At 72.0% G+C, this 26,840-nt stretch carries 24 protein-coding genes and 1 riboswitch; of the genes, 10 read left to right on the top strand and 14 right to left on the bottom strand.

The genetic code is table 11. The annotated features are described in order from the left end of the window. Positions 1 to 140: 140 nt before the first annotated feature. The 6 genes from ACFYOV_RS29515 to ACFYOV_RS29490 are packed head-to-tail and all read right to left on the bottom strand — an operon-like array spanning position 141 to position 7,362. Complete coding sequence (locus tag ACFYOV_RS29515) at positions 141 to 1,559, bottom strand: NAD(P)/FAD-dependent oxidoreductase (RefSeq protein WP_389092769.1); 1,419 nt, start codon at positions 1,557 to 1,559, stop codon at positions 141 to 143. Positions 1,560 to 1,597: 38 nt separating this feature from the next. Next, entirely contained in the window at positions 1,598 to 2,398 is an 801-nt protein-coding gene (locus tag ACFYOV_RS29510; RefSeq protein WP_389092767.1) for an ABC transporter permease, read from the bottom strand. After that, complete coding sequence (locus ACFYOV_RS29505; protein ID WP_389092764.1) at positions 2,399 to 3,322, bottom strand: ABC transporter permease; 924 nt, start codon at positions 3,320 to 3,322, stop codon at positions 2,399 to 2,401. After that, complete coding sequence (locus tag ACFYOV_RS29500; protein WP_389092762.1) at positions 3,322 to 4,515, bottom strand: ABC transporter ATP-binding protein; 1,194 nt, start codon at positions 4,513 to 4,515, stop codon at positions 3,322 to 3,324. Before ACFYOV_RS29500 ends, ACFYOV_RS29505 begins: the two co-directional genes overlap by 1 nt. 4 nt (positions 4,516 to 4,519) lie before the next feature. Further along, positions 4,520 to 5,767 (bottom strand): spermidine/putrescine ABC transporter substrate-binding protein, encoded by a 1,248-nt coding sequence (locus ACFYOV_RS29495; RefSeq protein WP_389092759.1) that lies wholly within the window; start codon positions 5,765 to 5,767, stop codon positions 4,520 to 4,522. A gap of 50 nt (positions 5,768 to 5,817) precedes the next feature. Then, positions 5,818 to 7,362 carry a gamma-aminobutyraldehyde dehydrogenase gene (locus ACFYOV_RS29490; RefSeq protein ID WP_389092757.1) on the bottom strand — a complete coding sequence of 515 codons (1,545 nt, stop codon included), beginning with the start codon at positions 7,360 to 7,362 and terminating at the stop codon, positions 5,818 to 5,820. A gap of 250 nt (positions 7,363 to 7,612) precedes the next feature. Between ACFYOV_RS29490 and ACFYOV_RS29485 the strand changes: the two genes are divergently transcribed. Further along, positions 7,613 to 8,200, top strand: a complete 588-nt coding sequence (locus tag ACFYOV_RS29485) for an NADAR family protein (RefSeq protein WP_389092754.1) — start codon at positions 7,613 to 7,615, stop codon at positions 8,198 to 8,200. A 529-nt stretch (positions 8,201 to 8,729) separates the two neighbouring features. Here the strand turns inward: ACFYOV_RS29485 and ACFYOV_RS29480 are convergent. Continuing rightward, positions 8,730 to 9,062 carry a DUF4190 domain-containing protein gene (locus ACFYOV_RS29480; protein WP_389092752.1) on the bottom strand — a complete coding sequence of 111 codons (333 nt, stop codon included), beginning with the start codon at positions 9,060 to 9,062 and terminating at the stop codon, positions 8,730 to 8,732. 690 nt (positions 9,063 to 9,752) lie between these two features. Between ACFYOV_RS29480 and ACFYOV_RS29475 the strand changes: the two genes are divergently transcribed. Further along, complete coding sequence (locus ACFYOV_RS29475; protein WP_389092750.1) at positions 9,753 to 10,913, top strand: adenosine deaminase; 1,161 nt, start codon at positions 9,753 to 9,755, stop codon at positions 10,911 to 10,913. Positions 10,914 to 10,950: 37 nt separating this feature from the next. After that, on the top strand, positions 10,951 to 11,661 hold the full coding sequence (locus ACFYOV_RS29470; protein WP_389092748.1) for a glycerophosphodiester phosphodiesterase: 711 nt from the start codon (positions 10,951 to 10,953) through the stop codon (positions 11,659 to 11,661). Positions 11,662 to 11,712: 51 nt separating this feature from the next. Here the strand turns inward: ACFYOV_RS29470 and ACFYOV_RS29465 are convergent, their stop codons facing one another. The 3 genes from ACFYOV_RS29465 to ACFYOV_RS29455 all read right to left on the bottom strand — a co-directional run bounded on the left by ACFYOV_RS29465 (position 11,713) and on the right by ACFYOV_RS29455 (position 14,372). Further along, positions 11,713 to 12,243, bottom strand: coding sequence for a hypothetical protein (locus tag ACFYOV_RS29465; protein WP_389092746.1), 531 nt, complete (start codon positions 12,241 to 12,243; stop codon positions 11,713 to 11,715). A gap of 49 nt (positions 12,244 to 12,292) precedes the next feature. Continuing rightward, the gene (locus tag ACFYOV_RS29460) at positions 12,293 to 12,844 is read right to left on the bottom strand and encodes an HXXEE domain-containing protein (protein WP_389092743.1); all 552 of its coding nucleotides are present in this window, start codon (positions 12,842 to 12,844) and stop codon (positions 12,293 to 12,295) included. Positions 12,845 to 12,932: 88 nt separating this feature from the next. Then, positions 12,933 to 14,372, bottom strand: a complete 1,440-nt coding sequence (locus tag ACFYOV_RS29455) for a gamma-aminobutyraldehyde dehydrogenase (RefSeq protein WP_389092741.1) — start codon at positions 14,370 to 14,372, stop codon at positions 12,933 to 12,935. Between the two features lie 181 nt (positions 14,373 to 14,553). Here ACFYOV_RS29455 and ACFYOV_RS29450 point away from each other — a divergent pair, with 181 nt between their 5' ends. The 7 genes from ACFYOV_RS29450 (at position 14,554) to ACFYOV_RS29420 (ending at position 21,811) form a co-directional block, all read left to right on the top strand. Further along, positions 14,554 to 15,072: an Lrp/AsnC family transcriptional regulator gene (locus ACFYOV_RS29450; protein ID WP_389092738.1), complete on the top strand. Its 519-nt coding sequence runs from the start codon at positions 14,554 to 14,556 to the stop codon at positions 15,070 to 15,072. Positions 15,073 to 15,074: 2 nt separating this feature from the next. Continuing rightward, positions 15,075 to 16,448, top strand: a complete 1,374-nt coding sequence (locus ACFYOV_RS29445) for an aspartate aminotransferase family protein (protein ID WP_389092737.1) — start codon at positions 15,075 to 15,077, stop codon at positions 16,446 to 16,448. Positions 16,449 to 16,725: 277 nt separating this feature from the next. Beyond that, on the top strand, positions 16,726 to 17,475 hold the full coding sequence (locus ACFYOV_RS29440) for an ABC transporter ATP-binding protein (protein WP_389092734.1): 750 nt from the start codon (positions 16,726 to 16,728) through the stop codon (positions 17,473 to 17,475). Beyond that, entirely contained in the window at positions 17,457 to 19,250 is a 1,794-nt protein-coding gene (locus tag ACFYOV_RS29435) for a hypothetical protein (protein ID WP_389092732.1), read from the top strand. Before ACFYOV_RS29440 ends, ACFYOV_RS29435 begins: the two co-directional genes overlap by 19 nt. Positions 19,251 to 19,369: 119 nt before the next feature. Next, positions 19,370 to 19,777, top strand: a complete 408-nt coding sequence (locus ACFYOV_RS29430; RefSeq protein ID WP_389092729.1) for a VOC family protein — start codon at positions 19,370 to 19,372, stop codon at positions 19,775 to 19,777. A gap of 26 nt (positions 19,778 to 19,803) precedes the next feature. Next, positions 19,804 to 20,925 (top strand): LOG family protein, encoded by a 1,122-nt coding sequence (locus tag ACFYOV_RS29425; RefSeq protein WP_389092727.1) that lies wholly within the window; start codon positions 19,804 to 19,806, stop codon positions 20,923 to 20,925. A gap of 205 nt (positions 20,926 to 21,130) precedes the next feature. Then, positions 21,131 to 21,811 carry an LAETG motif-containing sortase-dependent surface protein gene (locus ACFYOV_RS29420; protein ID WP_389092724.1) on the top strand — a complete coding sequence of 227 codons (681 nt, stop codon included), beginning with the start codon at positions 21,131 to 21,133 and terminating at the stop codon, positions 21,809 to 21,811. Between the two features lie 143 nt (positions 21,812 to 21,954). Here ACFYOV_RS29420 and ACFYOV_RS29415 read toward each other — a convergent pair whose 3' ends face one another. The 4 genes from ACFYOV_RS29415 to ACFYOV_RS29400 form a co-directional block, all read right to left on the bottom strand. Then, complete coding sequence (locus ACFYOV_RS29415) at positions 21,955 to 22,755, bottom strand: maleylpyruvate isomerase family mycothiol-dependent enzyme (RefSeq protein WP_389092723.1); 801 nt, start codon at positions 22,753 to 22,755, stop codon at positions 21,955 to 21,957. Positions 22,756 to 22,780: 25 nt separating this feature from the next. After that, the gene (locus tag ACFYOV_RS29410; RefSeq protein ID WP_389092720.1) at positions 22,781 to 23,800 is read right to left on the bottom strand and encodes an ABC transporter ATP-binding protein; all 1,020 of its coding nucleotides are present in this window, start codon (positions 23,798 to 23,800) and stop codon (positions 22,781 to 22,783) included. Between the two features lie 20 nt (positions 23,801 to 23,820). Then, on the bottom strand, positions 23,821 to 25,422 hold the full coding sequence (locus ACFYOV_RS29405; protein ID WP_389092813.1) for an ABC transporter permease: 1,602 nt from the start codon (positions 25,420 to 25,422) through the stop codon (positions 23,821 to 23,823). 98 nt (positions 25,423 to 25,520) lie between these two features. Further along, complete coding sequence (locus ACFYOV_RS29400; RefSeq protein ID WP_389092718.1) at positions 25,521 to 26,615, bottom strand: thiamine ABC transporter substrate binding subunit; 1,095 nt, start codon at positions 26,613 to 26,615, stop codon at positions 25,521 to 25,523. Positions 26,616 to 26,695: 80 nt separating this feature from the next. Then, a riboswitch (TPP riboswitch) is annotated at positions 26,696 to 26,801 on the bottom strand. Between the last annotated feature and the right edge of the window lie 39 nt (positions 26,802 to 26,840).

The raw sequence follows: 26,840 nt of genomic DNA, 5'->3' as shown, positions 1-26,840 counted from the left end.
TTCCGGCCCCCGGCCGGAGTGAACCGACCCACCGCCCGCACCGACCCACCGCCCGCCAGGCTCACAGGCCACCGCCCGCACCGACCCACCGCCCGCCAGGCTCACAGGCTTCCGCCGGCCGCACCGCCCGCGGGCGGACCTCAGCTGTCGAAGCCCAGCCCCAGCCGGTCCATGGTCCGCAGCCACAGGTTGCGGCGCCCGCCGTGCGCGTCGGCGCGGGCCAGCGACCACTTGGTGAACGCGATGCCGGTCCAGGCGAACGGCTCCGGCGGGAACGGCAGCGGCTTCCTGCGCACCATCTCCAGCTCCGTGCGCTCGGTGCGCTCCCCCGTCAGCAGGTCCAGCATCACCTCGGCGCCGAACCGGGTGGCGCCCACGCCGAGCCCCGTGTACCCCGCCGCGTACGCCACCTTCCCCGCGTGTGCCGTGCCGAAGAACGCCGAGAAGCGGGAGCAGGTGTCGATCGCGCCGCCCCAGGCGTGGCTGAAGCGGACCCCCTCCAGCTGCGGGAAGCAGGTGAAGAAGTGCTCGGCGAGCTTGGCGTAGGTCTCCGGGCGGTCGTCGTACTCGGCGCGCACCCGCCCGCCGTACGGGTAGACCGCGTCGTAGCCGCCCCACAGGATGCGGTGGTCGGCGGACAGCCGGAAGTAGTGGAACTGGTTGGCGCTGTCCCCGAGTCCCTGACGGTTCTTCCAGCCGACGGAGGCCAGTTGCGCCTCGGTCAGCGGCTCGGTCATCAGGGCGTAGTCGTAGACCGGGACCGTGTAGGAGCGGACCCGCCTGACCAGGCTGGGGAAGACGTTGGTGCCGAGGGCCACCGTGCGGGCGCGGACCGCCCCGTAGGGGGTGCGGACGGCCATGCCGGCGCCGAAGGGCTTCAGCGCGAGGGCGGGGGTGTGCTCGTACACGCGGACGCCGAGCCGCAGGCAGGCCCGCTTCAGGCCCCAGGCCAGCTTGGCGGGGTGCAACATGGCCACCCCCCGGCGGTCCCACACGCCCGCCCGGAAGGTCGGGGAGTTCACCTGCTCGCGCACCGCGTCGGCGTCCAGGAACTCCATGCCGTCGGCGAGTCCCCTGCGTTCCACCTCCTCGTACCGGTCCCGGAGTTCCCGGGCCTGGTACGGCTCGGTGGCGACGTCGATCTCGCCGGTGCGTTCGAAGTCGCAGTCGATGGAGTGGCGGGCGACCGCCTCCTCGATGGCGTCGAGGTTGCGGGCGCCCAGTTCCTCCAGTCGGTGGATCTCCCGCGGCCAGCGGGTCAGGCCGTTGGGCAGGCCGTGGGTGAGGGAGGCGGCGCAGAATCCGCCGTTGCGCCCGGAGGCGGCCCAGCCCACCTCGCGGCCCTCCACCAGCACCACGTCGCGCCCGGGATCGCGTTCCTTGGCGATCAGCGCGGTCCACAGACCGCTGTAGCCACCGCCGACGACCAGCAGGTCGCAGGTCTCGGCGCCGGTGAGGGCGGGCTCCGGTCCGGGCCTGCCGGGGTCGTCCAGCCAGTACGGCACCGGCCGGGCCTCGGAAAGGGATTTCGTCCAGCGGCTCATGGCGCTCGGGGCCATGATGTCAACTCCCTACAGGGGTCTGGGATGTGGGTTTTCTATGCCTTCTGCCGGTTGCGGCGGTTGCCGACGGCCATGGACACCAGCACCAGCACGACGGCGACGACGAACATGGCCGTACCGACGACATTGATCTGCACGGGCGTTCCGCGCTGCGCGGAGCCCCAGACGAACATCGGGAAGGTGACGGTCGAGCCGGCGTTGAAGTTGGTGATGATGAAGTCGTCGAACGAGAGGGCGAAGGCGAGCAGCGCGCCCGCCGCGATGCCGGGGGCGGCGATCGGCAGCGTGACCCTGAGGAACGTCTGGAACGGGCCGGCGTACAGGTCCTGCGCGGCCTGTTCCAGTCGCGGGTCCATGGACATCACACGGGCCTTGACGGCGACCACGACGAAGCTGAGGCAGAACATGATGTGGGCGATCAGGACCGTCCAGAAGCCCAGCTCCGCGCCCATGTTGAGGAACAGGGTGAGCAGTGAGGCCGCCATGACCACCTCGGGCATCGCCATCGGCAGGAAGATCAGCGAGTTCACCGCGCCGCGCGCCCGGAAGCGGTAGCGGACCAGGGCGAAGGCGATCATCGTGCCGAGGAGGGTGGCGCCGAGCGTCGCCCACAGCGCGATCTGGAGGCTGAGCGACAGCGATCCGCACAGCCCGGAGACCCCGCACGGATCCTTCCAGGCGGCCGTGGAGAACTCCTGCCACTCGTAGTTGAAGCGGCCCTTCGGATCGTTGAAGGAGAACACGGTGACGACGACGTTGGGCAGCAGCAGATAGGCGAGCGTCAGCAGTCCCGCGATGACGACGAGACGGCGCCTGAGCCAGTTGACGAAGGTCATTTAAACCAGATCCTCCGTGCCGGACTTGCGGATGTAGAGCGTGACCATGATGAGGATCGCGGCCATCAGGATGAACGAGAGTGCCGCCGCCGTCGGATAGTCGAGGATCCGCAGGAACTGCGACTGGATCACGTTGCCGACCATGCGGGTGTCGGTCGAGCCGAGCAGGTCCGCGTTGACGTAGTCGCCGGTGGCGGGGATGAAGGTCAGCAGTGTTCCGGAGACCACGCCCGGCATCGACAGCGGGAAGGTGACCTTGCGGAACGTGGTCGACGGCTTGGCGTACAGGTCGTTCGCCGCCTCGTGGAGCCGGGGATCGATGCGCTCCAGGGAGGTGTAGAGCGGCAGGATCATGAAGGGCAGGAAGTTGTACGTCAGACCGCAGACCACCGCGAGCGGCGTGGCCAGCACCCGGTCGCCGGCCGTCCAGCCGAGCCAGGCCGTGACGTCCAGGACGTGCAGGGTGTCCAGGACACCGACCACGGGGCTGCCGTCCGCGAGGATCGTCTTCCAGGCGAGAGTGCGGATCAGGAAGCTGGTGAAGAACGGCGCGATCACCAGGATCATGATCAGGTTCCGCCAGCGTCCCGCGCGGAACGCGATCAGATAGGCCAGCGGGTAGCCGAGCAGCAGGCACAGCACGGTCGCGGAGGCGGCGTAGAGCACCGAGCGGGCGAACTGAGGCCAGCACTCGGACAGCGCGTCCCAGTAGGTGGCGAAGTGCCAGGTGACCTCGTAGCCCTCCTCCAGGGAGCCCGTCTGCACCGACGTGGAGGCCTGGTAGATCACCGGCATCGCGAAGAACACCAGCAGCCACAGGATGCCGGGCAGCAGAAGCAGGTACGGCGTCCAGCGGCCGCGTTTGCGCGGGGGTTTGCGCTCCGGGGCCGGCGCCAGGGGTGGCGCCTCGGTGACCGCGGCCATCAGACGACCTCTTCCTCGACGGTCTCGACGGACTCGCGGGACTCCACGGTCTCGACGCCCGCGTCGATGTCCTGCGCCGCGTCGAGCCCGAAGGTGTGCGCCGGGTTCCAGTGCAGGACGACCTCGGCGCCGGGCACCAGCCGCGGGTCGCGGTCGATGTTCTGGACGTAGACCTCGAAGTCGGAGCAGACGGGGCTGTCGACGACGAACTGCGTGGAGACGCCGATGAAGCTGGAGTCGGCGATCCGGCCGGTGATCCGGTTGCGGCCCTCGGTGATCTCGCCGGCGTCGTCGGCGTGCGTCAGGGAGATCTTCTCCGGGCGCACCCCGACCAGCACCCTGCCACCGGTCGTCGCGGGCGCGCCGCTGCGGGCCCGGGGCAGCAGCAGCTTGCCGCCGCCCGCCCTGAGCACGAGCTCGTCCCCGGACGTGGAGTCCACCTCGGCCTCGATGAAGTTGGAGGTGCCGAGGAAGTTGGCGACGAAGGTGGTCCGCGGGTTCTCGTACAGGTCGGTGGGCGAGCCGAGCTGCTCGACCCGGCCGGCGTTCATCACGGCGACCGTGTCGGCCATGGTCATGGCCTCCTCCTGGTCGTGCGTGACGTGCACGAAGGTGATGCCGACCTCGGTCTGGATGCGTTTGAGCTCCAGCTGCATCTGGCGGCGCAGTTTCAGGTCCAGGGCGCCGAGCGGCTCGTCGAGCAGGAGCACCTTGGGGTGGTTGATCAGGGCGCGGGCGACCGCGACACGCTGCTGCTGGCCGCCGGAGAGCTGGTGCGGCTTCTTGCGTGCCTGCTCGCCGAGCTGGACCAGCTCCAGCATCTCCTCGACCTGCTTCTTCACGCTCTTGATGCCGCGCCGGCGCAGGCCGAAGGCGACGTTCTCGAAGATGTCGAGGTGCGGGAAGAGGGCATAGGACTGGAAGACCGTGTTCACCGGCCGTTTGTACGGCGGGAGGGCGGTGACGTCCTGGTCGCCGAGGTGGACGGTGCCGGAGGTGGGCTCCTCCAGGCCGGCGATCATGCGCAGGGTGGTGGTCTTTCCGCAGCCCGAGGCGCCGAGCAGGGCGAAGAAGGAGCCCTGGGGCACGGTCAGGTCGAGCGGGTGCACGGCGGTGAAGGAGCCGTAGGCCTTGCCGATCCCGGTGAGGCGGAGGTCGCCGCCGTGGTCCGCGGTGTCTTTCGTCGTCTTCATCTCGTCACGCCCCAGTGAGCTTCGCGAACTTCTCTTCAAATGCGGTCTCTTCCTTCGAGCTCAGGGAGCGGAAGGCACGGGACTTGGCCTGCATGGCCTTGTCCGGGAGGATCAGCGGGTTGTTCGCCGCGTCCTCGTCGATCTTCGCCAGTTCGTCCTTCACGCCGTCGACCGGGCAGACGAAGTTGATGTAGGCGGCGAGCCGGGCGGCCGGCCCGGGCTCGAAGTAGTAGTCGATCAGCCGCTCGGCGTTCGTCTTGTGCCGGGCCTTGTTGGGGATCAGCATGGCGTCGGTCGACGTCATGTAGCCGCTGTCGGGGATCAGGAAGTCGATGTCCGGGTTGTCCGCCTTGAGCTGGACGACGTCCCCCGCCCAGGCCAGACAGGCGGCGAAGTCGCCCTTGGTGAGGTCGGCGGTGTAGTCGTTGCCGGTGAAGCGGCGGACCTGCCCCTTGTCGACCGCCTTCTGGAGGCGGTCGATGGCCGCGTCGTAGTCGTCGGCGGTGAACTTTCCCGGGTCCTTGCCCATGTCGAGCAGCGTCATGCCGACGGTGTCGCGCATCTCGGTGAGCAGACCGACGCGGCCCTTGAGCTTGGCGTTGTCGAGCAGGTCGGACAGCGTCCGCACCTCGACGCCGTCGAGCGCCTTCTTGTTGTAGGCGATGACCGTGGAGATGCCCTGCCAGGGGTAGGAGTAGGCGCGGCCCGGGTCCCAGTCGGGGCTGCGGAACTGGGCGGAGAGGTTGGCGAAGGCGTTCGGGAGGTTGGCCGGGTCAAGCTTCTGCACCCAGCCGAGCCGGATCAGACGGGCGGCCAGCCAGTCGGTGAGCACGATGATGTCGCGGCCGGTGTCCTGGCCGGCGGCGAGCTGCGGCTTGATCTTGCCGAAGAACTCGGTGTTGTCGTTGATGTCCTCGGTGTACTTGACCTTGATGCCGGTCCGCTCGGTGAACGCCTCCAGTGTGGGGTGCCTGCGCCCGCTGTCGTCGACGTCCATGTACTCGGTCCAGTTGGAGAAGTTGACGGTCTTCTCCTCCTTGGAGCGGTCCTCTGCGGAGACCCCGCCCTGCGACGTGCCGGCCGCGGGGATCCCGCAGGCGCTCAGCGCCCCGAGTCCGCCGGCCGCGAGCGCGCCGCCCGCGGAGGCGCGCAGCAGGGAACGCCGGGTGAGGGACGCCCGGCCGTTGCGGAGGCTGCGCCGCATGGCGGCCACCTGGGCCGGTGAAAGGCGGTCGGGCTCGTACTGCTCCATGCGCGTGGTGCCCTTTCGGGAGGGTTGCCGCGGGTCGGGCGGCCTGGCTGCTATCGGTCCCCGAAGATGGTGCGGTGCCAGTCCTTGCGGACCACCGCGGTGTTGTCGAACATGACGTGCTTGATCTGGGTGTACTCCTCGAACGAGTACACGGACATGTCCTTGCCGAAGCCGGACGCCCGGTAGCCGCCGTGCGGCATCTCGCTGATGATCGGGATGTGGTCGTTGATCCACACGCACCCCGCCTTGATCTCGCGCGTGGCCCGGCCCGTCCGGTAGACGTCCCGGCTCCATGCGGAGGCGGCGAGCCCGTACGGGGTGTCGTTGGCCAGCGCGATGCCCTCGTCGTCGGCGTCGAAGGGGAGGACGACCAGCACCGGCCCGAAGATCTCGGACTGCACGGCCTCGCTGTCCTGCGGCGCGCCGGCGATGAGGGTGGGGCGATAGTACGCGCCGTCCTTCAGCTCACCCTGCGGGGCCTCGCCGCCGGTGACGACCCGCGCGTAGGCACGTGCCCGGTCGACGAAGCCGGCCACCCGGTCGCGCTGCGCGTGGGAGATCAGCGGGCCGAGGTCGGTGCCCGGGGCGAAGGGGTCGCCGACCCGGACCGTCTCCATGAGGGCGGCGGTCCGCTCGACGAACGCCTCGTAGAGCGGCCGCTGCACATACGCGCGGGTGGCGGCCGTGCAGTCCTGCCCGGTGTTGATGAGCGCCCCGGCGACCGCGCCGTTGACGGCGGCGTCGAGGTCGGCGTCGTCGAAGACCACGAAGGGTGCCTTGCCGCCGAGCTCGAGGTGGAGGCGCTTGACGGTGGCGGTGGCGATCTCGGCGACCCGCCGGCCGACGGCGGTGGAGCCGGTGAAGGAGGTCATGGCCACGTCGGGGTGGCCGACGAGCTGCTCGCCCGCCTCCTTGCCGGTGCCGGTGACGATGTTGATGACCCCGTCGGGGAGGCCGGCGTCGGTGGCCGCCTGCGCGAAGAGGAGTGAGGTGAGCGGGGTGAGCTCGGCGGGCTTGAGCACGATGGTGTTGCCCGCGGCGACCGCCGGGAGGATCTTCCAGGCGGCCATCTGGAGGGGGTAGTTCCAGGGGGCGATGGAGCCGACGACGCCGATGGGCTCGCGGCGCACGTAGGACGTGTGGTCGGCGGAGTACTCCCCGGCCGACTGTCCCTGGAGGTGCCGGGCGGCACCGGCGAAGAACGCGATGTTGTCGATCGTGCCCGGCACGTCGAACTCGCGGCTCAGCTTCAGCGGCTTTCCGCACTGCAGGGACTCGGCCCGGGCGAACTCCTCCGCGCGGTCCGCGACGACGGCGGCGAACCGGTGCAGGGCGTCGGACCGCTCGCCGGGAGTGGCCCCGGCCCACGCCGGGAACGCCTCCCGGGCGGCGGCGACGGCCGCGTCCACGTCGTCGGGGCCGGCGAGGTCGTAGGTGTACACCTGCGCTCCGGTAGCCGGGTCGACGACGGCGTGGGTGCGCCCCGAGGTGCCCTTCGCCGGGCATCCGGCGATGAACTGCGCCCGGTCCGCGAACCGGTCCTGGGCCGGGAATCGTTGCGGGGCTTCCGAGGTCGGTTGGCCCGGGTTGTGCATGTCGCTCTCCTCCGTGTCCCCGAGGGGCGGCGTGGCTCCAGCTCGAATTGAGTGCCGATCCTGACAGAGCAACGGGACTCCAACAAGTGATTCCGTTGTTGCCTTTTGGTTACGCGACGGAATCTGTCGACCAGGTGTCGAGCGGTCACGGAAAAGGCAGGACGGAGTGTCCGTGGCGCGTGCCAGACTCGCGTGCGAGGGAAAGGATCACGCCGGGCGGGCGTGACGTGCACGGACGACGGGGGTCGCGGTGAGTGGGACGGCAGGGGTGGTCGGGCCGGTCGGGCGAATCGATTCGCGGGAGGCGCTGGTCGAGGCGCTGCGCTCCGGGGCGAAGGTGAGGTACCTGCACTTCTGGGGACACCGCCCGCTGCCCGACGGGCGGATCGGGGCGAGCTGTCTGAGCCAGTGGTGGCCGGCGCCGTTCACGGTGGACGGCGTGCGGTACGCGACGGCCGAACACTGGATGATGGCGGCCAAGGCGCGGCTGTTCGAGGATGCGGAGGCGGAGCGCGAGGTGCTCGCCGCGGACCATCCCTCGCGGGCGAAGAAGGCGGGGCGCCTGGTACGCGGCTTCGACGAGGCGACGTGGCGCCGGGAGCGGTTCGGCATCGTGGTCGAGGGCAGCGTCCACAAGTTCGCGGCCGACGACGGTCTCAGGAGCTTCCTGCTGGGCACGGGCGAGCGGGTCCTGGTCGAGGCCAGCCCGGTCGACCGCATATGGGGCATCGGCCTCGCGGCGGACGACCGGGCCGCGACGGACCCCGAGCGCTGGAGGGGGCCCAACCTGCTGGGCTTCGCCCTGATGGAGGCACGGCGGCGGCTGCGCGGCGGGTAGGGGGAGCGGGCGGCGCCGGGCCACCGCACCCCTCGCGTTCCCGGTGACGCGGAGTCCGGCACGGTGACGCGGACCTCCCGCACGGCATCGACCTCCCGCGACGCGGCCGTCCGGCCCGGCGCCGGTGCGGGTCCGCCGGGTGCCGGCCGGGCTCGCCCGGCCGGGGCCGGGCCCAGGGGGCCGCGCCCGCAGTGCCCACCGGGACCGTCCCCACCGGGACCGTCCCCACCGGGACCGTCCCCACCGGGACCGTCCCCGCCGGGACGGCCACGCCGGACGGGGTGCGGCCGGGATCGCGGCCGTCCGCTGCGCGGCGGTGCCCGCGGGTCAGGCGGGATCGGCTCCGCGGCGCACGGCGCACGCGCCGGGCCGGGCCGGGCGCACGAACCGGGGTCGTTCGGAGTCGACGCCGGTCGAAGCGCTGCGAGTGCGGGCGTTGCGGTGCGCGGCCGCCACGCGACCGGGCACCGCCACCGAGCCGGAAGGATTGCCGTGCGGCCGGGGCGTGCCCGGTGGCCCCGTGGAGCCGTCAGGTGGCCAGGACGACGATCCCGAAGACGGTGCCCAGGGCGATGCCGACCGAGCCGCAGATGATGCCGGCCAGCGCCTGGCCCGGGTTGGTCGCCTCCCCTCGGTTCGCCTTGACCCGGCCGATCCCGCCGAAGATCACGCCGAGCGCGCCGAGCATGATGGCCACCGGCCACAGGCAGAAGACGGCGGCCGCGATGATGCCGAGCACCAGTCCGGCGACGCCCATCCCGTTGTTCGGCTGTGCCGCGCCGGTCCAGTCGTGGTAACCGCCGTACGAGGGCGCCGCGCCGGCCGAAGGCCCGTAGGTGCCGCCCGGATAGCCGTAGGGCATCTGTCCGGGGCCGTCGGGGGCGATGGGCGGCGGAGGGACGGGCTCGCCCCCGGGATACGGAGCGGGTCCGGCGGCCGGAGGCGCGAAGGGGTCGGCCGGAGGCGCGAAAGGGTCGGCCGGAGGCGCGAAAGGGTTGGCCGGGGCGTGCGGGGCAGCGGGTGCCGGCGGGGTGGAGGGCCCGGCCCAGGGCTGGGACGGCCGCGGGGGCGCCGGCTGTTGCGGCGGTGTCGGGGCGCCCATCGCCGGCAGAGAGGTGACCGTCTGCTGGTCGTGCACAGAGGGAACGGAAGGTGCGGAGGGTGCGGACCAGGGCGGCGGCTCACCGGATGCCACGGTCTCTCCGGGGCCACCGGCTCCCCACGGATCACCGGCCCCGCCGGGAACGGCTCCCCCGGCCCCGGCAGACGCGGCTCCCCGGGAGCCGCCGGCATCTCCCCAAGGGCCACCGGCACCACCGGACACGGCACCGCCGCCTCCCGCCGAACCGCCGGTCGCGGCGCTCGCCCCCGGCACCGCTCCCCCGGCCCCACCCGCGGTCGGCGGTGCCCACGGGTCGGGGGCGGTGCCCGGCGGGGAGGAGGTGCCGTTCTCCGGGTTGCCGCCTGCCTGCGGCGTCTGCGCGTCGTCGGACATGCGCTGGGCCCCCCTCCGTCGAACGTCCCGCCATGCTACGACCCGCCCGCTCGCCGTGTGCCCTCGGCCTACGATGATCCTCGATCCACCGATCAGCCGATCACCCGCGTCCCGCCGCACACCGGCCGGGGACGCCGTTCCCGGGGAGGAACCTTGACCGACCGCCTGGACGCGGCCACCGGACAGGCCCGCGACCTGCACGCCTTCATCGCCGGGCTGCCCAAGGCCGAACTGCACGTGCACCACGTCGGCTCCGCCTCCCCCCGCATCGTCGCGGAGCTGGCCGCCCGCCACCCCGACTCCAGGGTCCCCACCGACCCGGAGGCCCTGGCCGATTACTTCACCTTCACGGATTTCGCCCACTTCATCGAGGTGTACCTGTCCGTCGTCGACCTGATCCGCACCCCCGACGACGTCCGGCTGCTGACCTACGAGGTGGCCCGGGAGCTGGCCCGCCAGCAGGTGCGTTACGCCGAGCTGACCATCACCCCGTTCTCCTCCACCCGCCGCGGCATCGACGAGCGGGCCTTCATGGACGCGATCGAGGACGCCCGCAAGGCGGCCGAGACCGAGTTCGGGACGGTGCTGCGCTGGTGCTTCGACATCCCCGGCGAGGCGGGACTCGAGTCCGCCGAGGAGACCGTGCGGCTCGCCACGGACGACCGGCTGCGTCCGGAGGGCCTGATCTCCTTCGGGCTGGGCGGACCAGAGATCGGCGTGCCGCGGCCCCAGTTCAAGCCGTACTTCGACCGCGCGATCGCCGCCGGACTGCGCTCCGTGCCGCACGCCGGCGAGACCACCGGTCCCGAGACGGTGTGGGACGCGCTCAACGACCTGCGTGCGGAGCGCATCGGGCACGGCACCAGCTCCGTGCGGGACCCGAAGCTGCTCGCGCACCTCGCCGAGCACCGCATCGCGCTGGAGGTGTGCCCGACCTCCAACATCGCCACCCGCGCGGTCCGCACGCTCGACGAGCACCCGATCGGGGAGTTCGTGCGGGCCGGGGTCCTGGTCACCGTCAACTCCGACGACCCGCCGATGTTCGGCACCGACCTCAACAACGAGTACGCCGTCGCCGCGCGGCTGCTGGACCTCGACGAGCGGGGCCTGGCCGCGCTGGCGAAGAACGCGGTCGAGGCGTCGTTCATGGACGCGGCGGGCAAGGAGAGGCTGGCCGCCGAGATCGACACCTACACCGCCACCTGGCTCGCCCCCTGACCGCCGGGACCGTACCCCCACCGAGGACGTGGCCGCCATGGAGAACGTGACCGCCGTCGCCCACCGCGGCGACCCTTACCGCGTCCGCGAGAACACCCTGGCCTCGCTGCGCTCCGCGCTGCGGCGGGGCGCGGACGCCGTCGAGATCGACGTGCGCCTCACCCGGGACGGCGTGCCGGTCCTGCTGCACGACGGCACCCTGAAGCGGCTCTGGGAGCGGGACCGGCCCCTGCTCGCACTGTCGTGGGAGGAGGTGCGTGAGCTGACCGAGGGCGGGGTGCCGACCCTGGCGGAGGCCCTGGGGGCGACGGACGGCGCCCGCTTGATGATCGACCTGCCCGGCGCCCCGGACAGCGGCGCGGTCCGCCGGATCACGGACGTCGTGCGGGAGCGGGGCGCGCGGGACCGCGTGTACTACTGCGCGGGCGCCGCCGCCATGCTCGCCGTCCGCGCGGCGGACCCCTCCGCCGAGATCGCCCTCACCCGGAGCACGTCGGCCCCGCCGCGCCCCGCCCTGCTGGAGGCGATCCGTCCGCGCTGGCTGAACTACCGCTTCGGCCTGGTGGACCGCGCCCTCGCCGAGCGGGTCCACCGCGACGGCCACCTGCTGTCCGTCTGGACCCCGGACACCCGCCGCTCGATGCGACGCCTGCTCTCCCTCGGCGTCGACTCCATCACCACCAACCGCATCGACGTCCTGTGCGCGCTGCGCGACCGGGCGGGAGGGGCACGGCGGGAGAGCACCTGACGGGAGGGGCACGGCGGGAGAGCACCTGACGGGACGGGCCCGCACGCGCCCTCAACCGGCCTGCGCGACGACGGCGTTCGCGGTGTGCGGGGTGAGCGCCTCGAGCCGCTTGATCCGCTTGCGCACGACGTACAGCGGGATCACGCCGAACACCCCGAACGCCATGTCGATGACGCTCCACCAGAAGGGGATGCCGCGGACGGGCCCGCAGACGAGGGCGAGCGGGATGATGCCGACGCAGGCGATCATGCCGAACTCGACGACCCAGATGTTGCGGACCGGGTCGCGGTAGGGGCCGTAGAAGGCGACCGCGATGACCAGGTGGGCGAAGGCCAGCCAGTCGGTGCCGTAGAGCAGGAAGGGGTACTCGGCGTCGGCGGTGTCCAGGCCCTGGCGTACGCGCTCGATCCACTCCATGAGGGCGGGCAGGTGCTCGGGCGCCCCGAGGGAGCGCAACGCCTCCTCGGCCCAGCGCAGTTCGTGCACCAGGGGGAAGGCGGTGGCGCCGCTGAGCACCAGGCAGACGACGAAGAGGGCCAGCCAGACGCGGATGCCCTTGAGCAGGGCGGCTCTGTCGCTCATGGCGGCAGCGTACGCCCTCGTTGAACATGTTCAAAAACCAGGCCGGGATTCAGCGGACGGCATGTGCTGCGGACACCGGGCGCCGCGCCACCGCGTGGGCGGCCACCGTGGCCGCTCCCGCCGCCGGGGCCACGGCCAGGTCGCGGGGGCGGGTGGGGCGCAGCACGCCGGCCCGGCGCAGCCGGCCGCGCGCCCGGAGGGCGAACGGCACGACCAGCAACGGCGACGTCGCCGAGCCCGGGGTGTGTCCGCGCACGGCCACCGCCTGGGCGACGTGGACCAGGCCGTGCAGCCCGGAACCCTCCAGGGCGCACTGGTGGAAGGCCGAGCGGCCCCGGCTCCACCGCCCGGCGGCCGACGCGGCCGCGACGATCACCGCCATCACGCCCATGGCCGCGGTGAAGTCGCGCCGGTCGCAGTTCTCGGCCTCCCTCCAGACCCGCTTTGGCACTCCGGGGAACCGCTCACGGAGTTCGGGTACGGTCCGCCGCAACCAGCCCGCAAGCGTCGCCAGATCTTCCGCATCGTGCACCGCCCAGGCCGCGAACAGCCCCAAGGTGACGGCCGCGCCCACGAGTTCTTCACCCGCCGCATCGTCCATGGCGCCAAGCCACCCGGCACGAAAGGCTCCCCACGCCCCTGGGGGCGCGGGGAGCTCGGGTGTGCGTCCGGCAGTGCGGGCGGAACGCCTACGCGTCCAGCGACGTCATCACGTGCTTGATGCGCGTGTAGTCCTCGAAGCCGTAGCCGGAGAGGTCCTTGCCGTAGCCGGACTTCTTGAAGCCGCCGTGCGGCATCTCGGCGACCAGCGGGATGTGCGTGTTGATCCACACGCAGCCGAAGTCCAGCTTCTTGGACATCCGCATGGCGCGGGAGTGGTCCTTGGTCCACACCGAGGAGGCCAGCGCGTACTCGACGCCGTTGGCGTACTCGACCGCCTGGTCCTCGTCGGTGAAGGACTGGACGGTGATGACCGGCCCGAAGACCTCCTTCTGGATGATCTCGTCGTCCTGCTTGAGGCCGGAGACCACGGTGGGCGCGTAGAAGAAGCCCTGCTCGCCGACGCGCTTGCCGCCAGCCTCCACGCGCGCGTGGGCCGGAAGCCGCTCGATGAAGCCCTCGACCTGCTTGAGCTGGTTGGGGTTGTTGAGCGGGCCGAAGAGCACGTCCTCGTCGTCCGGCATGCCGGTCCTGGTCTCGGCGGCGGCCTTGGCCAGCACGGCGACGAACTCGTCGTGGATGGACTCGTGGACAAGGACGCGCGTGGCGGCCGTGCAGTCCTGGCCGGCGTTGAAGAAGCCCGCCACCGAGATGTCCTCGACGGCCTTGGCGATGTCGGTGTCCTCGAAGACGACGACCGGGGCCTTGCCGCCGAGCTCCAGGTGGACCCGCTTGAGGTCCTTGGACGCGGACTCGGCGACCTGCATGCCGGCCCGTACGGAGCCGGTGATGGAGGCCATCGCCGGGGTGGGGTGCTCGACCATCATCCGGCCGGTCTCGCGGTCGCCGCAGATGACGTTGAAGACGCCCTTGGGCAGGATCGAGCCGAGGATCTCCGCGATCAGCACGGTGGAGGCCGGGGTGGTGTCCGAGGGCTTGAGGACGACCGTGTTGCCCGCGGCGATGGCCGGGGCGAACTTCCACACGGCCATCATCATCGGGTAGTTCCAGGGGGCGACCTGGGCGCAGACTCCGACCGGCTCGCGCCGCACGATGGAGGTCAGGCCCTCCATGTACTCACCGGCCGAGCGGCCCTCGAGCATCCGCGCCGCGCCCGCGAAGAAGCGGATCTGGTCCACCATCGGCGGGATCTCCTCGGTGCGGGTCAGCCCGACGGGCTTGCCCGTGTTCTCCACCTCGGCGGCGATGAGGTCCTCGGCGCGCTCCTCGAAGGCGTCCGCGATCTTCAGCAGGGCCTTCTGGCGCTCGGCCGGGGTGGTGTCGCGCCAGCCGGGGAACGCCTCGGCGGCGGCCGCCATCGCGGCGTCCACGTCCACCTGCCCGGACAGCGGAGCGGTCGCGTACGCCTCGCCGGTGGCGGGGTTGACCACCTCGGTGGTCCGTCCGTCGGCGGCGTCCCGGAACTCCCCGCCGATGTAGTTGCGCAGACGACGCAGCTCGGTGCTCACTGCAGGCCCTCCTGGTGTTCCTTGTGGGTGTCCGAGGTGTCCAACCTCTGAGACACCCACCCTAAACCGACGCCTGACGTTTTCAACACCCCCGCCCACCCCGCATCTGCGAAATCCGCAAGCTGAAAGCCCACAGACAACGAATTTCATCGATCGTGCCTTGCGAAACTACCGAGACGTCGTGCAGAGTGATCCCGTGGCCAGTCGAAGCGCAGACCCGAAGGACTCCCGCGAGTCCAGGAACGGCGGCGGTCCCCAGTTGGACGCCCTCTCCCTCGCCATCATCGAGCAGCTCCAGGAGGACGGCCGCCGGCCGTACGCCGCCATCGGCAAGGCCGTGGGCCTGTCGGAAGCGGCCGTGCGCCAGCGCGTCCAGAAACTGCTCGACCAGGGCGTCATGCAGATCGTCGCCGTGACGGACCCCCTCACCGTGGGCTTCCGCCGCCAGGCAATGGTCGGCGTCAACGTCGAGGGCGATGTGGAGTCCGTCGCCGACGCGCTGACCGCCATGGCCGAATGCGAGTACGTGGTGATGACCGCAGGCTCCTTCGACCTGATGGTCGAGATCGTCTGCGAGGACGACGACCACCTTCTGGAGGTCATCAACAAACGCATCCGGGCCGTGCCCGGCGTGCGCTCCACCGAGAGCTTCGTCTACCTCAAGCTCAAGAAGCAGACCTACATGTGGGGAACCCGATAATCGTGAGCACCGACAGCCCCAAGGACCTCAGCAGGTCCGCGTACGACCACTTGTGGATGCACTTCACCCGCATGTCCTCGTACGAGAACTCCCCCGTCCCCACGATCGTCCGGGGCGAGGGCACCCACATCTACGACGACAAGGGCAGGCGCTACCTCGACGGTCTCGCGGGGCTGTTCGTGGTCCAGGCCGGACACGGCCGGGTGGAGCTCGCCGAGACCGCGCTCAAGCAGGCGCAGGAGCTGGCGTTCTTCCCGGTGTGGTCCTACGCCCACCCCAAGGCCGTGGAACTGGCGGAGCGGCTGGCCCACGAGGCACCGGGCGACCTGAACAAGGTCTTCTTCACCACCGGCGGCGGCGAGGCGGTGGAGACCGCCTGGAAGCTCGCCAAGCAGTACTTCAAGCTCGTCGGCAAGCCGACCAAGTACAAGGTCATCTCCCGCGCGGTCGCCTACCACGGCACCCCGCAGGGCGCCCTGGCCATCACCGGACTGCCGAGCCTGAAGGCCCCGTTCGAGCCGCTGGTGCCGGGCGCGCACAAGGTGCCGAACACCAACATCTACCGGGCGCCGATCCACGGCGACGACCCGGAGGCGTTCGGCCGCTGGGCCGCCGACCAGATCGAGCAGCAGATCCTCTTCGAGGGCCCGGACACCGTCGCCGCGGTCTTCCTGGAGCCGGTGCAGAACGCCGGCGGCTGCTTCCCGCCCCCGCCCGGCTACTTCCAGCGGGTGCGCGAGATATGCGACCGGTACGACGTGCTGCTCGTCTCCGACGAGGTCATCTGCGCCTTCGGCCGACTGGGCACGACGTTCGCCTGTGACAAGTTCGGCTACGTCCCGGACATGATCACCTGCGCCAAGGGCATGACCTCGGGCTACTCCCCGATCGGCGCGTGCATCGTCTCCGACCGGCTCGCCGAGCCGTTCTACAAGGGCGACAACACCTTCCTGCACGGCTACACCTTCGGCGGGCACCCCGTCTCCGCCGCGGTCGGTGTCGCCAACCTCGACCTCTTCGAGCGCGAGGGCCTCAACCAGCACGTGCTGGACAACGAGGGCGCCTTCCGCGCCACGCTGGAGAAGCTGCACGACCTGCCGATCGTCGGCGACGTCCGCGGCAACGGCTTCTTCTACGGCATCGAGCTGGTCAAGGACAAGGACACCAAGGAGTCCTTCGACGCAGACGAGACCGAGCGCGTGCTGTACGGCTTCCTGTCCAAGAAGCTCTTCGAGAACGGCCTGTACTGCCGGGCCGACGACCGCGGCGACCCGGTGATCCAGCTCGCCCCGCCGCTGATCTCCCACCAGGAGACCTTCGACGAGATCGAGCAGATCCTGCGCGCGACGCTGTCGGAGGCGTGGACCAAGCTGTGACGTGACCGCCCGCCGCGACCGCAAGTGAGCGTCCGCCGGCCTCGGCTGTGGCCGTCCCCCGCGGCCGTCCCCTGTGATCGTCCGCTGGAATGATCATTACGGCCCCGGAGCCGCCCGTTCGAGTGATAAACGGCGGCCCGGGGCCGCGTGCCTGTCCGGCCTCCCGCCGCCTCCTGCCTAGCGTGCCAGTGACCGATCGGCCCTGCCTTCGTTCCCCCGCACGGGGGACTTCATCGAACCGCGCACGGCATTTCCGATCCGAACCGAGGTGTACGCCATGGTGGCCCCACCGGACAACGACGTGCTCTGGGCACGTGCCCTGCACTTCCGGCACGACGACGGCTCACCCGGGCTGAGCGGGGTCTCGCTCGGTGTCCGGGAGGGCGAGATCCTCGCCCTGGGCGGCCCGCGCGGCAGTGGCAAAACGACACTGCTGCGTTGTCTGTCGGGCCTGGTTCCGGTCCGCAGCGGCGAGGTCTGGTTCAACAGCGTCCCCGTGCACACCATGACCCCCGCCGCCCGGGAGCGGCTGCGCCGCGACCGCTTCTGCTGGGTCGACCCGGCCCCGGTCCTGGTCCCCGAGCTGAGCGTCTGGGAGAACACCGCCCTGCCCCTGATGCTGCGCGGCGCGGGCCGTCGCCGGGCCAGAACGGCCGCCATGGAGTGGCTGGAGCGCCTCGACGTAGGGGACAAGGCCCGCAAGCACCCGCACGAGCTGGTCCAGGCGGAGCGCCAGCGGGTCTGCATCGCCCGCGCCCTGGCCCCGGCCCCGTCGGTGCTGTTCGCCGACGAGCCGACCGCGCCGCTGCACCGCGCCGACCGGCGGCACGTGCTGCGCACCATGACCACGGCCGCCCGGTCGCACGGCGTCACGGTCGTCCTCGCCACCGCGGACCCGGACACCGCGGCGCTGGCCGACCGCACGGTGTCCCTGCTCGACGGCCGGCGCGTGCGCACCGTGCACCTGCCCCCGGTCTCCGGGACCACCGAGACGGAAGGCCGGGCCACGTGCTCGCTCTCCGTCTGACCCGAGGTTCCCGGCCCACCGTCCGGCTGCGCCGCCTGCTGGTCGCGGCGGCGTCGGCGGGCACGGGCTTCCTGCTGCTGAGCGCCCTCGGTCACGCGCTGGGCAACCCGGAGGCGTCCACCGCCTCACTGCTGCGCCTCGCCTGGTGCGGGGCGCCGCTGGCCGCCACGGTGTACTTCGCGGTCGCGGTGGCCCGCACCGACCCGGGCACCCGGCCCCGGCCGGGTCTCTCGGCGATCGGGCTCGGCCCGCTCGGCCTGATGGCCGTCTCCGCGACGACCACGGCCCTGTCCGGCGTCCTGGGCTCGTTCCTGGCACTGCTGGTCTTCCTCCTCCTGCGCGCCGACGTCACGGGCCTGCCCCTCGGGGCCGCCCCGCCGGACTTCCTCGCCGTGGACCGGCCCCTGCCGCTCCCGGCGGCCCTCACCCTGCTCGCCCTGGTGCCCCTGATGGCGTCGGGTGCGGTGGCGGTGGCCCTGCGCCCGCGCGAGGCGCCGTCGGGCCCGCCGCCCGCGGCACGGACGTACGGCCGCTTCGGCGCCTACCGCCGCACGGCGGGCCGGGAGACCTTCGGCGCGTACGGCCGTTACGGCAAGCACCTCGAGGTCGCGACCGGCCGGGGACGGCGTCGCCCCGACACCGCCCGCGGGCCGGAGATCGCCGCGGACGGCCTGTCCGGCGTCCCGCACCGGCCCGGCCCGGCCGAACAGACGCCGGGAGCTTCCGCGTCGCGGGACCCGGGCGCCGACGGGCGGGAGCGGGGGGCGCTCGCTCAGGGACCGGCCGACACCTCCGGGCAGCGGCCGGGACACCCCACGAGGCGGTCCACCGGAACAACGCCCAGGCCGGCAAGCACCGCGCGCACACCGATCGCTTTCGCGCACGAGCTCGCCGTCACCGCGCCGGACCCGGCGGACGGCACAGACCGGCAGCCGGGAAGCGGATCCGCGCGCAGGCCCGTCAGCGGCTCGGAGCACGGGCGGGACACCGCACGGGGCACGACCGGCACCGGGCCGGAGCTGACCGGTGCGGTGCGCGCGCCCGGCGTCACCGTGCCGGGACGGACCGGCGCCGCCCCGGAGCCCGCCGAGGACACACCGCCGCACACCGGCACCGCGCCGGTGTCCGCCGGGGACGCCCCCGAGGCGCTCACGGACCTCGCCCGCCGCCCGGCCGACGCACCGCACTCCGCGCCCTCCGGCCTTCCCTGGGGCATCGCCGTGCTCGCCGTCGGGCTGACCGTGGGCGCGTACGCGGGTCGCACCGGTGGGGCCGGCACCGCGCCCGGGGACCGGCCCGGCGTGCTGCTCGGGCTGGCCCTGGCCGCCCTCGGGCTCGCGCTGGCCGCCCCCGGGCTCACCCACCTGTGCGGCCGGCTGCTCCAGGCGGTCCGGCCCGGCGCGCTGCGCCTGCTGGCGGGCCGGGTCCTGATGGCGGAGGCCACCCGTGTCGGCCGTCCGCTGGGCGTGGTCTGCGCGGTCACGTCGGCCGCGTACGCCATGTCGTCGCTGTACGGGCCCGGCGGCACGCCCGTCGGACCGCTCACCACGCTCGGGGTGCTGGTGGTCACCGGCTGCACCGTGGGGACGCTGCTGACCGCCGCCGTCGAGGCCAAGCACGCCCGCGCCGACGCCACGGCCGCCCTGCTGCGCCTCGGCGCGCCCGGCTCCACGCTGCGCCGCGCCGCCGTCCTGCGCACCGGCGTGCTGCTCGCCCTGTTCGGCCCGCTGACCCTGCTCGTCGCCGAGCTGGCCGCACTGCCGCCGGCCCGCTGAGCCGCGGACCCGACCCGTACGGAAGATCCGCCGGGAAAAGTCGACACCGCCCGATGAGTTTCCCGCCGGCCGCCGGTCCACCTTTCCGAGCACGACGAACCGATGGGAGACAGCACGCCATGTACCAGCAGATGATCTTCGTGAACCTGGCCGTCGACGACCTCGACGCATCGAAGCGGTTCTTCACGGAGCTCGGCTACTCCATCAACGCGCAGTTCAGCGACGAGAACACCGCCTCCGTCATGATCAGCGACACCATCGTCGCCATGCTGCACACCAGGCAGCGCTACGCGGAGTTCACCAAGAAGGAGATCGCCGACGCCACGAGGACCAGCGAGGTCCTGCTGGCGCTGAGCTCCGAGAGCCGCGAGAAGGTCGACGAACTGGTGGACAAGGCGGTGGCGGCCGGCGGCTCGATCAGCGGCGAGACGCAGGACCAGGGCTTCATGTACGGCCGCGCCTTCGACGACCTCGACGGGCACACCTGGGAGGTCGTGTGGATGGACCCGGCCGCGGTGGAGGGCTGAGGGACGGCCCGGCCTAGCATGGGCGGGTGCAGACGAGTCCCGCCCATGCCGCCCATCACGGGGACTGCGAGATCGAGACGCTCGAGGAGTTCGACGCCGTCGTCTCGGCCCGCGGCACGCTCAGTGGATTCCGCGTCCAGGCCGTCGACCTGACCGACCGGACACGGGAGTTGCTCACCACGGACACCTCGGAGGCGGTGTTCCTCGGCTGCCGCATGCGCCCCGAGGCCGAAGCCAAGACCCGCGCCGACGGCGCCCTGGTCCTGCCGCCCGTACCGGGCCTGCCGTTCGACCCCTACCGCGGCCATCTCTACACCCCCGGCGAACTGTTCGCCTCGCTCGACAAGGGCTACGAGGCCACGCCGGACGCCCTCACCTACGCCTGGTTCCAGCGAACCCGGGCCGACGGCGACATCCACGCGTCGATGCTGCGCGCCGTCCACGACGACGCCGTCTCCGACGCCCTGGACGAACTCCTGCGCGGGACGCGGGTGGTGGGGGTGATGGGCGGTCACGCGATGGCCCGCGGCACGCGGGAGTACCTGGGCGCGGCCCGGCTCGGACGGGCGCTGGCCCGGGCCGGCCTCACCGTGGCCACGGGCGGTGGCCCCGGCGCGATGGAGGCGGCCAACCTCGGCGCCTACGCGGCCTCCTACGACGACGCCGTGCTCGTCGAGGCGAGCGAACTCCTGTCCGCAGCCCCCTCGTTCACCCCGTCGATCACCGACTGGGCCCGCGCCGCCTTCGAGGTGCGCACCCGCTGGCCCGGGGGCGGCACCTCCGTCGGCATCCCGACCTGGTTCTACGGTCACGAGCCGCCGAACCCCTTCGCGTCCCACCTCGCCAAGTACTTCGCCAACGCCACCCGCGAGGACGGCCTGCTGGCCCGCTGCAACGCGGGTGTGGTGTACCTGCCGGGTGCCGCCGGGACCGTGCAGGAGGTCTTCGACAACGCGACACCGAACTACTACCAGTCGCGCGGCGAGCCCACGCCGATGGTGCTGGTGGACCGCGCCCACTGGACGGAGAGGCTCCCGGCCTGGCCGCTGCTGCGGTCGCTCGCCGAGGGACGGGCGATGGAGACGCGCATCGCCCTGGTGGACCGGATCGAGGAGGCTCCGGAGGCGTTGAAACGTCTGGGGGCTTAACAAGACGGCAAAGCCGGGGTCCGCGGTCGGCATATGCGTTGACACTACTTATGCGGCGCTTATAGACCTGGGTGCCGTCCGGGAGAGCTGATGTCTCGTCAACCCTCCCACCACCCCCCGCATTTGCACATCAAAGAAGAGGACAAACGTGACAGTTCTGCCCGTAACCCGCCGTACGGCCGCGGGTCGTACTGCAGCACGTACCGTGCGCGCCCTCGGGGTCGTCACCGCCTCGGCGGCGCTCGCTCTCGGTGCCGCGGGCAACGCGGCGGCCCGCACCATCGGCGACTTCTCGGCCGAGGCGAAGTGCGTCGGCGACAACGGTGTCATCATCGTGACCGATGTCGACGCCGCCGGCACTCCGGCCACCGTGTCCGTGTTCCTCGAGAACAACGGCGCCGATGTGAAGAAGATCGGCGAGCAGGTGGTCAAGGGCTCCCGGGAAGGCGTGACCATCACCTTCGAGGAGAACTGGAAGCCGAACGCCGAGTACCGCGTCCACGTCGAGGCCGAGCCGTACGTGAGCGAGGACATCGAACCGAACCTGACCACCCCGGCCACGGCCTGCAAGAAGCAGCGGGAGCAGACCCCGAGCCCGGCCCCGACACCGACACCGACGCCGACGCCGACACCGACGGAGTCCGCCTCGTCCCCGGCCGAGGAACCCGGCACCCCCGCCCCCTCGCAGCCGGAGAGCCAGAGCACCGCTCCCGCGGACACGTCGGACAACGCACCGTCGCCCGCCGTCGGCGAGTCCCACCTCGCCGAGACCGGCGCCAACTCCGGCACCGGCCTGATCGCCGGGATCGCCGCCGCCCTGGTCGCCCTCGGAGGCGTCGCGGTCTTCCTCGGCATGCGCCGCAGGAGCTCGCACCGGGGGCGCTGAGGCGGTACGGCCCCGAGGTGGCCCGTCCCCGCGGGGGCGGGCCACCGGCCTGTTCCGACCTGGGGCCGAGCCAATCGGCCCGTCCCCGCGGGGCCCGGCCACCTGCCCGACCCCACAGGTGCCGGGCCACCGGCCTGCCCGCCTCAGCCGAAGGCCGTCCGCTCCAGCCAGAACTCCAGCACCTCGCGGTCGCCCAGCACCTCCAGCCCTGGCCCGTCGAGCGGCATACGCCGGTAGAAGGCGAGGAGGAGGACGGTGAGCGGGCCGCGCAGGGCGACGGTCGCCTTCTCGTGACCGCGGCGCCAGGTGACGCCCTCGTCGCCCAGCTCGATCAGCCACTCGGCGTTCAGGCCGGGATCGGTGTCGGTGGCGTGCAGGTGCAGGGAGGTGCCGGGCACGCGCAGCTCCTTCGCCGGTCCGTCCGGCAGGGCACGCTGCACGAACCGCACGATCTCCAGCCACTCGTCCACCGCGTCGGCGGCCAGATCGGCGGCGACCGGCTCGACGGGGCGGCCGGCGGCGAGGACGGCGTCGGCGTGGTGCACGACGAGTTCGTGGGTCATCCGGCGCGCCCAGAAGCCGGCGGTGAGGTCGCCGGACCACGACCACACCCGCGTGCCCGGCCCGGCCTCCCGCAGTGCGGCGACCGCCGACGCCGCGGAATCGGCCAGCCACGCGTCCAGCGCGGTGGCGTCACCCCGGGCCTCGGGGCCTTCGCTCCCGGGCACGCGGTCGATCGGGACATCCTCCGTGGCCCGGGTGCGGACGAGCAGCTCCACCCAGCGCAGGGCCTGCCCGACGTGGCGTACCAGCTCCTCCAGGGTCCACGCGGGGCAGGTCGGCACGGTGGCGGACAGGTCGGCGCCGGAGGTCAGCAGGGTGCCGAACCTGCTTGCCCAGTGGGCGATTTCGTCGCAGTGGCGTGCGTGGGTGAGGTCCGTCATGCGGCTCACCGTAGGCGCGTGACGATCATCCCAACACCACGATTTCCGCCACGTCGAACTCCACCCCGACCTCCTCGCCGACCTCCGGTGCCGACCGCAGCGCGCACGCCGCCTCCAGGCGTGGCGCGTCCTGGGGCTGGAGGTGGACGGCGACATGGGTGCCGCGGAAGGTGCGGGCGGCCACGGTGCAGCGCAGACCGGCGTCGGCCGGGACGAGACGGACCCCGGCAGGCCGGACGAGGAGGGTCCGGGCACCCTGCGGGGCGTCACCGGGGACGGGGACCTTGCCCCACGGGGTCACCGCGACGTCGGCACCGACCGTCGCGTCGACCACGTTCTCGAAGCCGAGGAACCGGGCCACGAAGGCGTCCGCCGGTCGCTGCCAGACCTCGAGCGGTGTGCCGGACTGGGCGATGCGTCCGTCCCGCATCACCACCACCCGGTCGGCCAGCGCGAACGCCTCGCCCTGGTCGTGGGTCACGGCGAGCACGGTGGTGCCCAACCGGCCGAACAGCTCCCGCAGTTCGACGACCAGCCGTTCCCTCAGCGACCGGTCGAGCTGACCGAGCGGCTCGTCCAGCATCAGCAGCCGGGGGCTGGGGGCGAGGGCCCGGGCCAGCGCCACCCGCTGCTGCTCGCCGCCGGACAGCGCGGCGACCGCCCGCCCGGCCGCCCCGGGCAGACCGACCAGTTCCAGCAACCCCTGTACCCGTTCGGTCCGTTCGGCGCGCGGCGCCCCGTGCATCCGCAGTCCGAAGGCCACGTTGCCGCCCACGTCCCGCTGCGGGAAGAGCTGGTGGTCCTGGAACATCAGCCCGACCCCGCGCCGGTGCGCCGGCACCCCGCCCTGGTCCCGGCCGTCGAGCAGCACCCGTCCGGCGTCGAGGGGCTGCAGCCCCGCCACCGCGCGCAGCAGCGTGGACTTGCCGCTTCCGCTGGGCCCCAGCACGCACACGATCTCGTGCTCGGCCACGTCCAGATCGACGGCGTCCAGCACCGCCCGCCCGCCGAAACGGACGGTCGCCCCGTCAAGACTCAGCAGCATCGCGCACTCCCCGGCAGCATCTAGAACTCCCCCGTTCGGTCGGTCCGCAGCCGCTCCAGCACCAGCAGCGCCACCGCGCACACGATCATCAGGATCGTCGACAGGGCCATCGCCTGGCCGTAGTTGAGGTCACCGGGTCGCCCGAGCAGCCGCGCCACGGCCACCGGCAGGGTCGGACGGTCCGGCCGCGCGATGAACACGGTCGCCCCGAACTCGCCCAGCGACACCGCGAAGGCGAACCCCGCGGCGATCAGCAGCGCCCGCCGCGCCATCGGCAGGTCCACCTCCCGCCACGCCCGCCACGGCGACGCCCCGAGCACCGCCGCCGCCTCCCGCAGCCGCACGTCCACGGCCCGCAGTACCGGCAGCATGGTCCGTACGACGAAGGGCACACCGACCAGCGCCTGCGCCAGCGGCACCAGGATCCACGAGGCCCTCAGGTCGAACGGCGGCTCGTCGAGGGCGATCAGGAACCCGAAGCCGACGGTCACCGCGGACACGCCGAGCGGCAGCATCAGCAGCGCGTCGAAGCCGCGCACCAGCCGCCCCGCGTCCCTGCGGGTGAGCGCCACGGACGCGAGACCACCGATCACCACCGCCATGGCGGTGGCGGCCACCGCATAGCGCAGCGAGTTGCCGACCGCTTCGATCGGCGGCACGAGGAACACGCCCCCGTCCTCCTCGGTCAGCGCCCGGTAGTAGCCGAGGCCGGCGCCGGCGAAGGACCGTTCCACCAGCACCGCGAGCGGCAGCAGGAGCAGCACGGCGACGGTGGCGACGACGACGCCGAGCAGCGCCCACTGCCCGGACCCGCGCGGCCGGCGCGCGGTCACCGAGGCGTCCACCAGCCGCAACGCGGTCTCGCGCCGCCGCACCGTCCACGCGTGCAGGGCCAGGATGGTGCCCACGGCGACGAACTGGATCATCGTCAGGACGGCGGCGGTGGACAGGTCGAAGATCTCGGAGGTCTGCCGGTAGATCTCCACCTCGAGGGTGGAGAACGTGGGTCCGCCGAGGATCTGCACCACTCCGAAGGAGGTGAAGGTGAACAGGAAGACCATCAGCGCGGCGGCCGCCACCGCGGGCGCAAGGGCGGGCAGGGTGACGGTCCGCCAGGCCGCGAACCGGGAGGCACCGAGCATCCGCGCGGCCTCCTCCTGCCGGGGATCGAGCTGCGCCCAGAGCCCGCCGACGGTCCGGACGACGACGGCGTAGTTGAAGAAGACGTGCGCGAGCAGGATCGCCCACACGGTGGTGTCCAGCCGCAGGCCCCACAGCTCGTCGAGGAGCCCGCCGCGCCCCACCAGCGCCATGAACGCCGTCCCGACCACGACCGTGGGCAGCACGAACGGCACGGTGACCACGGCCCGCAGCAGTTGCTTGCCGGGGAAGGCGAAGCGTGCGAGGACATACGCGCCGGGCAGGGCGATCAGCAGGGTGAGGGCAGTGGAGACGAGGGCCTGCCAGGTGGTGAACCACAGGACCTGCCGGACGTCGGACTGCGCCAGGACGTCCCCGATCCGCCCGAGGTGCCAGGTCCCGTCGGACTTCAGCCCGCGGGCGACGATCGCGGCCACCGGGTAGGCGAAGAAGACCGCGAAGAACGCCACGGGCACGGCCATCAGCCCGAGCCGGGCCGCGCCCCCGCGCCACCTGGCCGCGGCGTGGCCCGAGGCGGCGGCACGGTCCTCCGCCGCCTCGGCCGCTGCCGCGGACTTGCTCACTTCAGGACGAGCGAGGTCCACGACTTGACCCACTGGTCACGGTGTTCGGCGATCTTCGCCGGGTCCATCGTCTCGGGGTCCTTCGCCGCCGGCCCGTACTGGGTGAACTCCTTGGGCACCTGGGCGGCCTCGCGCACCGGGTAGACGAACATGTTGAGCGGCATGTCGTCCTGGAACTCCTTGGTGAGCAGGAAGTCGAGCAGCGCCTTGCCGCCCTCGGGGTTCCTGGCGTTGCTCAGCAGGCCCGCGTACTCGACCTGGCGGAAGCAGGTGCCCTCGGCGACGCCCGTGGGCGCGGTGTCGGGCCTGGGGTCGGCGTAGATCACCTCGGCGGGCGGCGAGGAGGAGTAGGACACCACCAGCGGCCGGTCCGCCTTGGCCTTCTTGCCGCCGGCCGAGCCGGAGAACTCCTCGTTGTAGGCCTGCTCCCAGCCGTCGACCACCTTCACGCCGTTGGCCTTGAGCTTCTTCCAGTAGTCCTGCCAGCCGTCGTCGCCGTACGCGGCGGCGGTGCCGAGCAGGAAGCCGAGGCCGGGCGAGGACGTGGACGCGTTCTCGGTGACGAGCAGGTTCTTGTACTCGGGTTCGACCAGGTCGTCGAACGTGCGCGGCGGGTCGAGCTTGCGGTCGGCGAAGTACTTCTTGTCGTAGTTGACACAGATGTCACCGGTGTCGACGGGCGTCACCCGGTGCTTGTCCTCGTCGGCCCGGTACTGGGGAAGGACCAGATCGGATCCCTTCGCCTCGTACGGCTGGAACAGCCCGTTGTCGAGGGCTCGGGACAGCAGGGTGTTGTCGACGCCGAAGAAGACGTCGCCCTGGGGATTGTCCTTGGTCAGGATCGCCTTGTTCACGGCCTGCCCGGCGTCGCCGTCCTCGAGGACCTTGACCTGGTAGCCGGACTTCTTCTCGAAGGAGGCGATGACGTCCTTCGAGACGGCCCACGAGTTGTGGCTGACCAGGGTCACGGTCTTCGACCCACCGGACCCGGAGCCGGAGCCCTGGTCGCCGCCGTCCGACGAACCGCACGCGGACACGGAGACCATGCCCAGCCCGACGGCCAGGATCGTGACCTTCTTGGTGATGCTCACTGGATTCCTCCTGGAGTGACCAGGAAGAGACGCGGCCCTGCCCGGGACCCCTCGCAGGGTGCCCGGGCAGGGCGCAACAGCTCGAGTGATGACCGATCTCCCTACCCAGAATGACCTGGGCGAGGTTCGGAGGGTCTGCGGCCGGTGCCGCACTCTCAGCGCTGTGGCGCTCCCCTGTCGGAATATGAAGATGTGTGTGGCTGATTTCCTGCTGTACAGGTCGTA

It is taken from the genome of Streptomyces sp. NPDC005931, assembly GCF_042871235.1.
GTDB lineage: Bacteria > Actinomycetota > Actinomycetes > Streptomycetales > Streptomycetaceae > Streptomyces.
This window is presented reverse-complemented; position numbering and strand designations above follow the sequence as displayed.

Excerpts from the sequence above, each read along its gene's own strand:
- ACFYOV_RS29460 (WP_389092743.1), bottom strand. The coding sequence starts at position 12,844 with ATGGACGATGCGGCGGGTGAAGAACTCGTGGGCGCGGCCGTCACCTTG.
- ACFYOV_RS29405 (WP_389092813.1), bottom strand. The coding sequence starts at position 25,422 with ATGGCCGTGCCCGTGGCGTTCTTCGCGGTCTTCTTCGCCTACCCGGTG.
- ACFYOV_RS29465 (WP_389092746.1), bottom strand. The coding sequence starts at position 12,243 with ATGAGCGACAGAGCCGCCCTGCTCAAGGGCATCCGCGTCTGGCTGGCC.
- ACFYOV_RS29410 (WP_389092720.1), bottom strand. The coding sequence starts at position 23,800 with ATGCTGCTGAGTCTTGACGGGGCGACCGTCCGTTTCGGCGGGCGGGCG.
- ACFYOV_RS29500 (WP_389092762.1), bottom strand. The coding sequence starts at position 4,515 with ATGAAGACGACGAAAGACACCGCGGACCACGGCGGCGACCTCCGCCTC.
- ACFYOV_RS29505 (WP_389092764.1), bottom strand. The coding sequence starts at position 3,322 with ATGGCCGCGGTCACCGAGGCGCCACCCCTGGCGCCGGCCCCGGAGCGC.
- ACFYOV_RS29430 (WP_389092729.1), top strand. The coding sequence starts at position 19,370 with ATGTACCAGCAGATGATCTTCGTGAACCTGGCCGTCGACGACCTCGAC.
- ACFYOV_RS29490 (WP_389092757.1), bottom strand. The coding sequence starts at position 7,362 with ATGCACAACCCGGGCCAACCGACCTCGGAAGCCCCGCAACGATTCCCG.
- ACFYOV_RS29495 (WP_389092759.1), bottom strand. The coding sequence starts at position 5,767 with ATGGAGCAGTACGAGCCCGACCGCCTTTCACCGGCCCAGGTGGCCGCC.
- ACFYOV_RS29515 (WP_389092769.1), bottom strand. The coding sequence starts at position 1,559 with ATGGCCCCGAGCGCCATGAGCCGCTGGACGAAATCCCTTTCCGAGGCC.
- ACFYOV_RS29510 (WP_389092767.1), bottom strand. The coding sequence starts at position 2,398 with ATGACCTTCGTCAACTGGCTCAGGCGCCGTCTCGTCGTCATCGCGGGA.
- ACFYOV_RS29480 (WP_389092752.1), bottom strand. The coding sequence starts at position 9,062 with ATGCCCTACGGCTATCCGGGCGGCACCTACGGGCCTTCGGCCGGCGCG.
- ACFYOV_RS29470 (WP_389092748.1), top strand. The coding sequence starts at position 10,951 with ATGGAGAACGTGACCGCCGTCGCCCACCGCGGCGACCCTTACCGCGTC.
- ACFYOV_RS29415 (WP_389092723.1), bottom strand. The coding sequence starts at position 22,755 with ATGACGGACCTCACCCACGCACGCCACTGCGACGAAATCGCCCACTGG.
- ACFYOV_RS29440 (WP_389092734.1), top strand. The coding sequence starts at position 16,726 with ATGGTGGCCCCACCGGACAACGACGTGCTCTGGGCACGTGCCCTGCAC.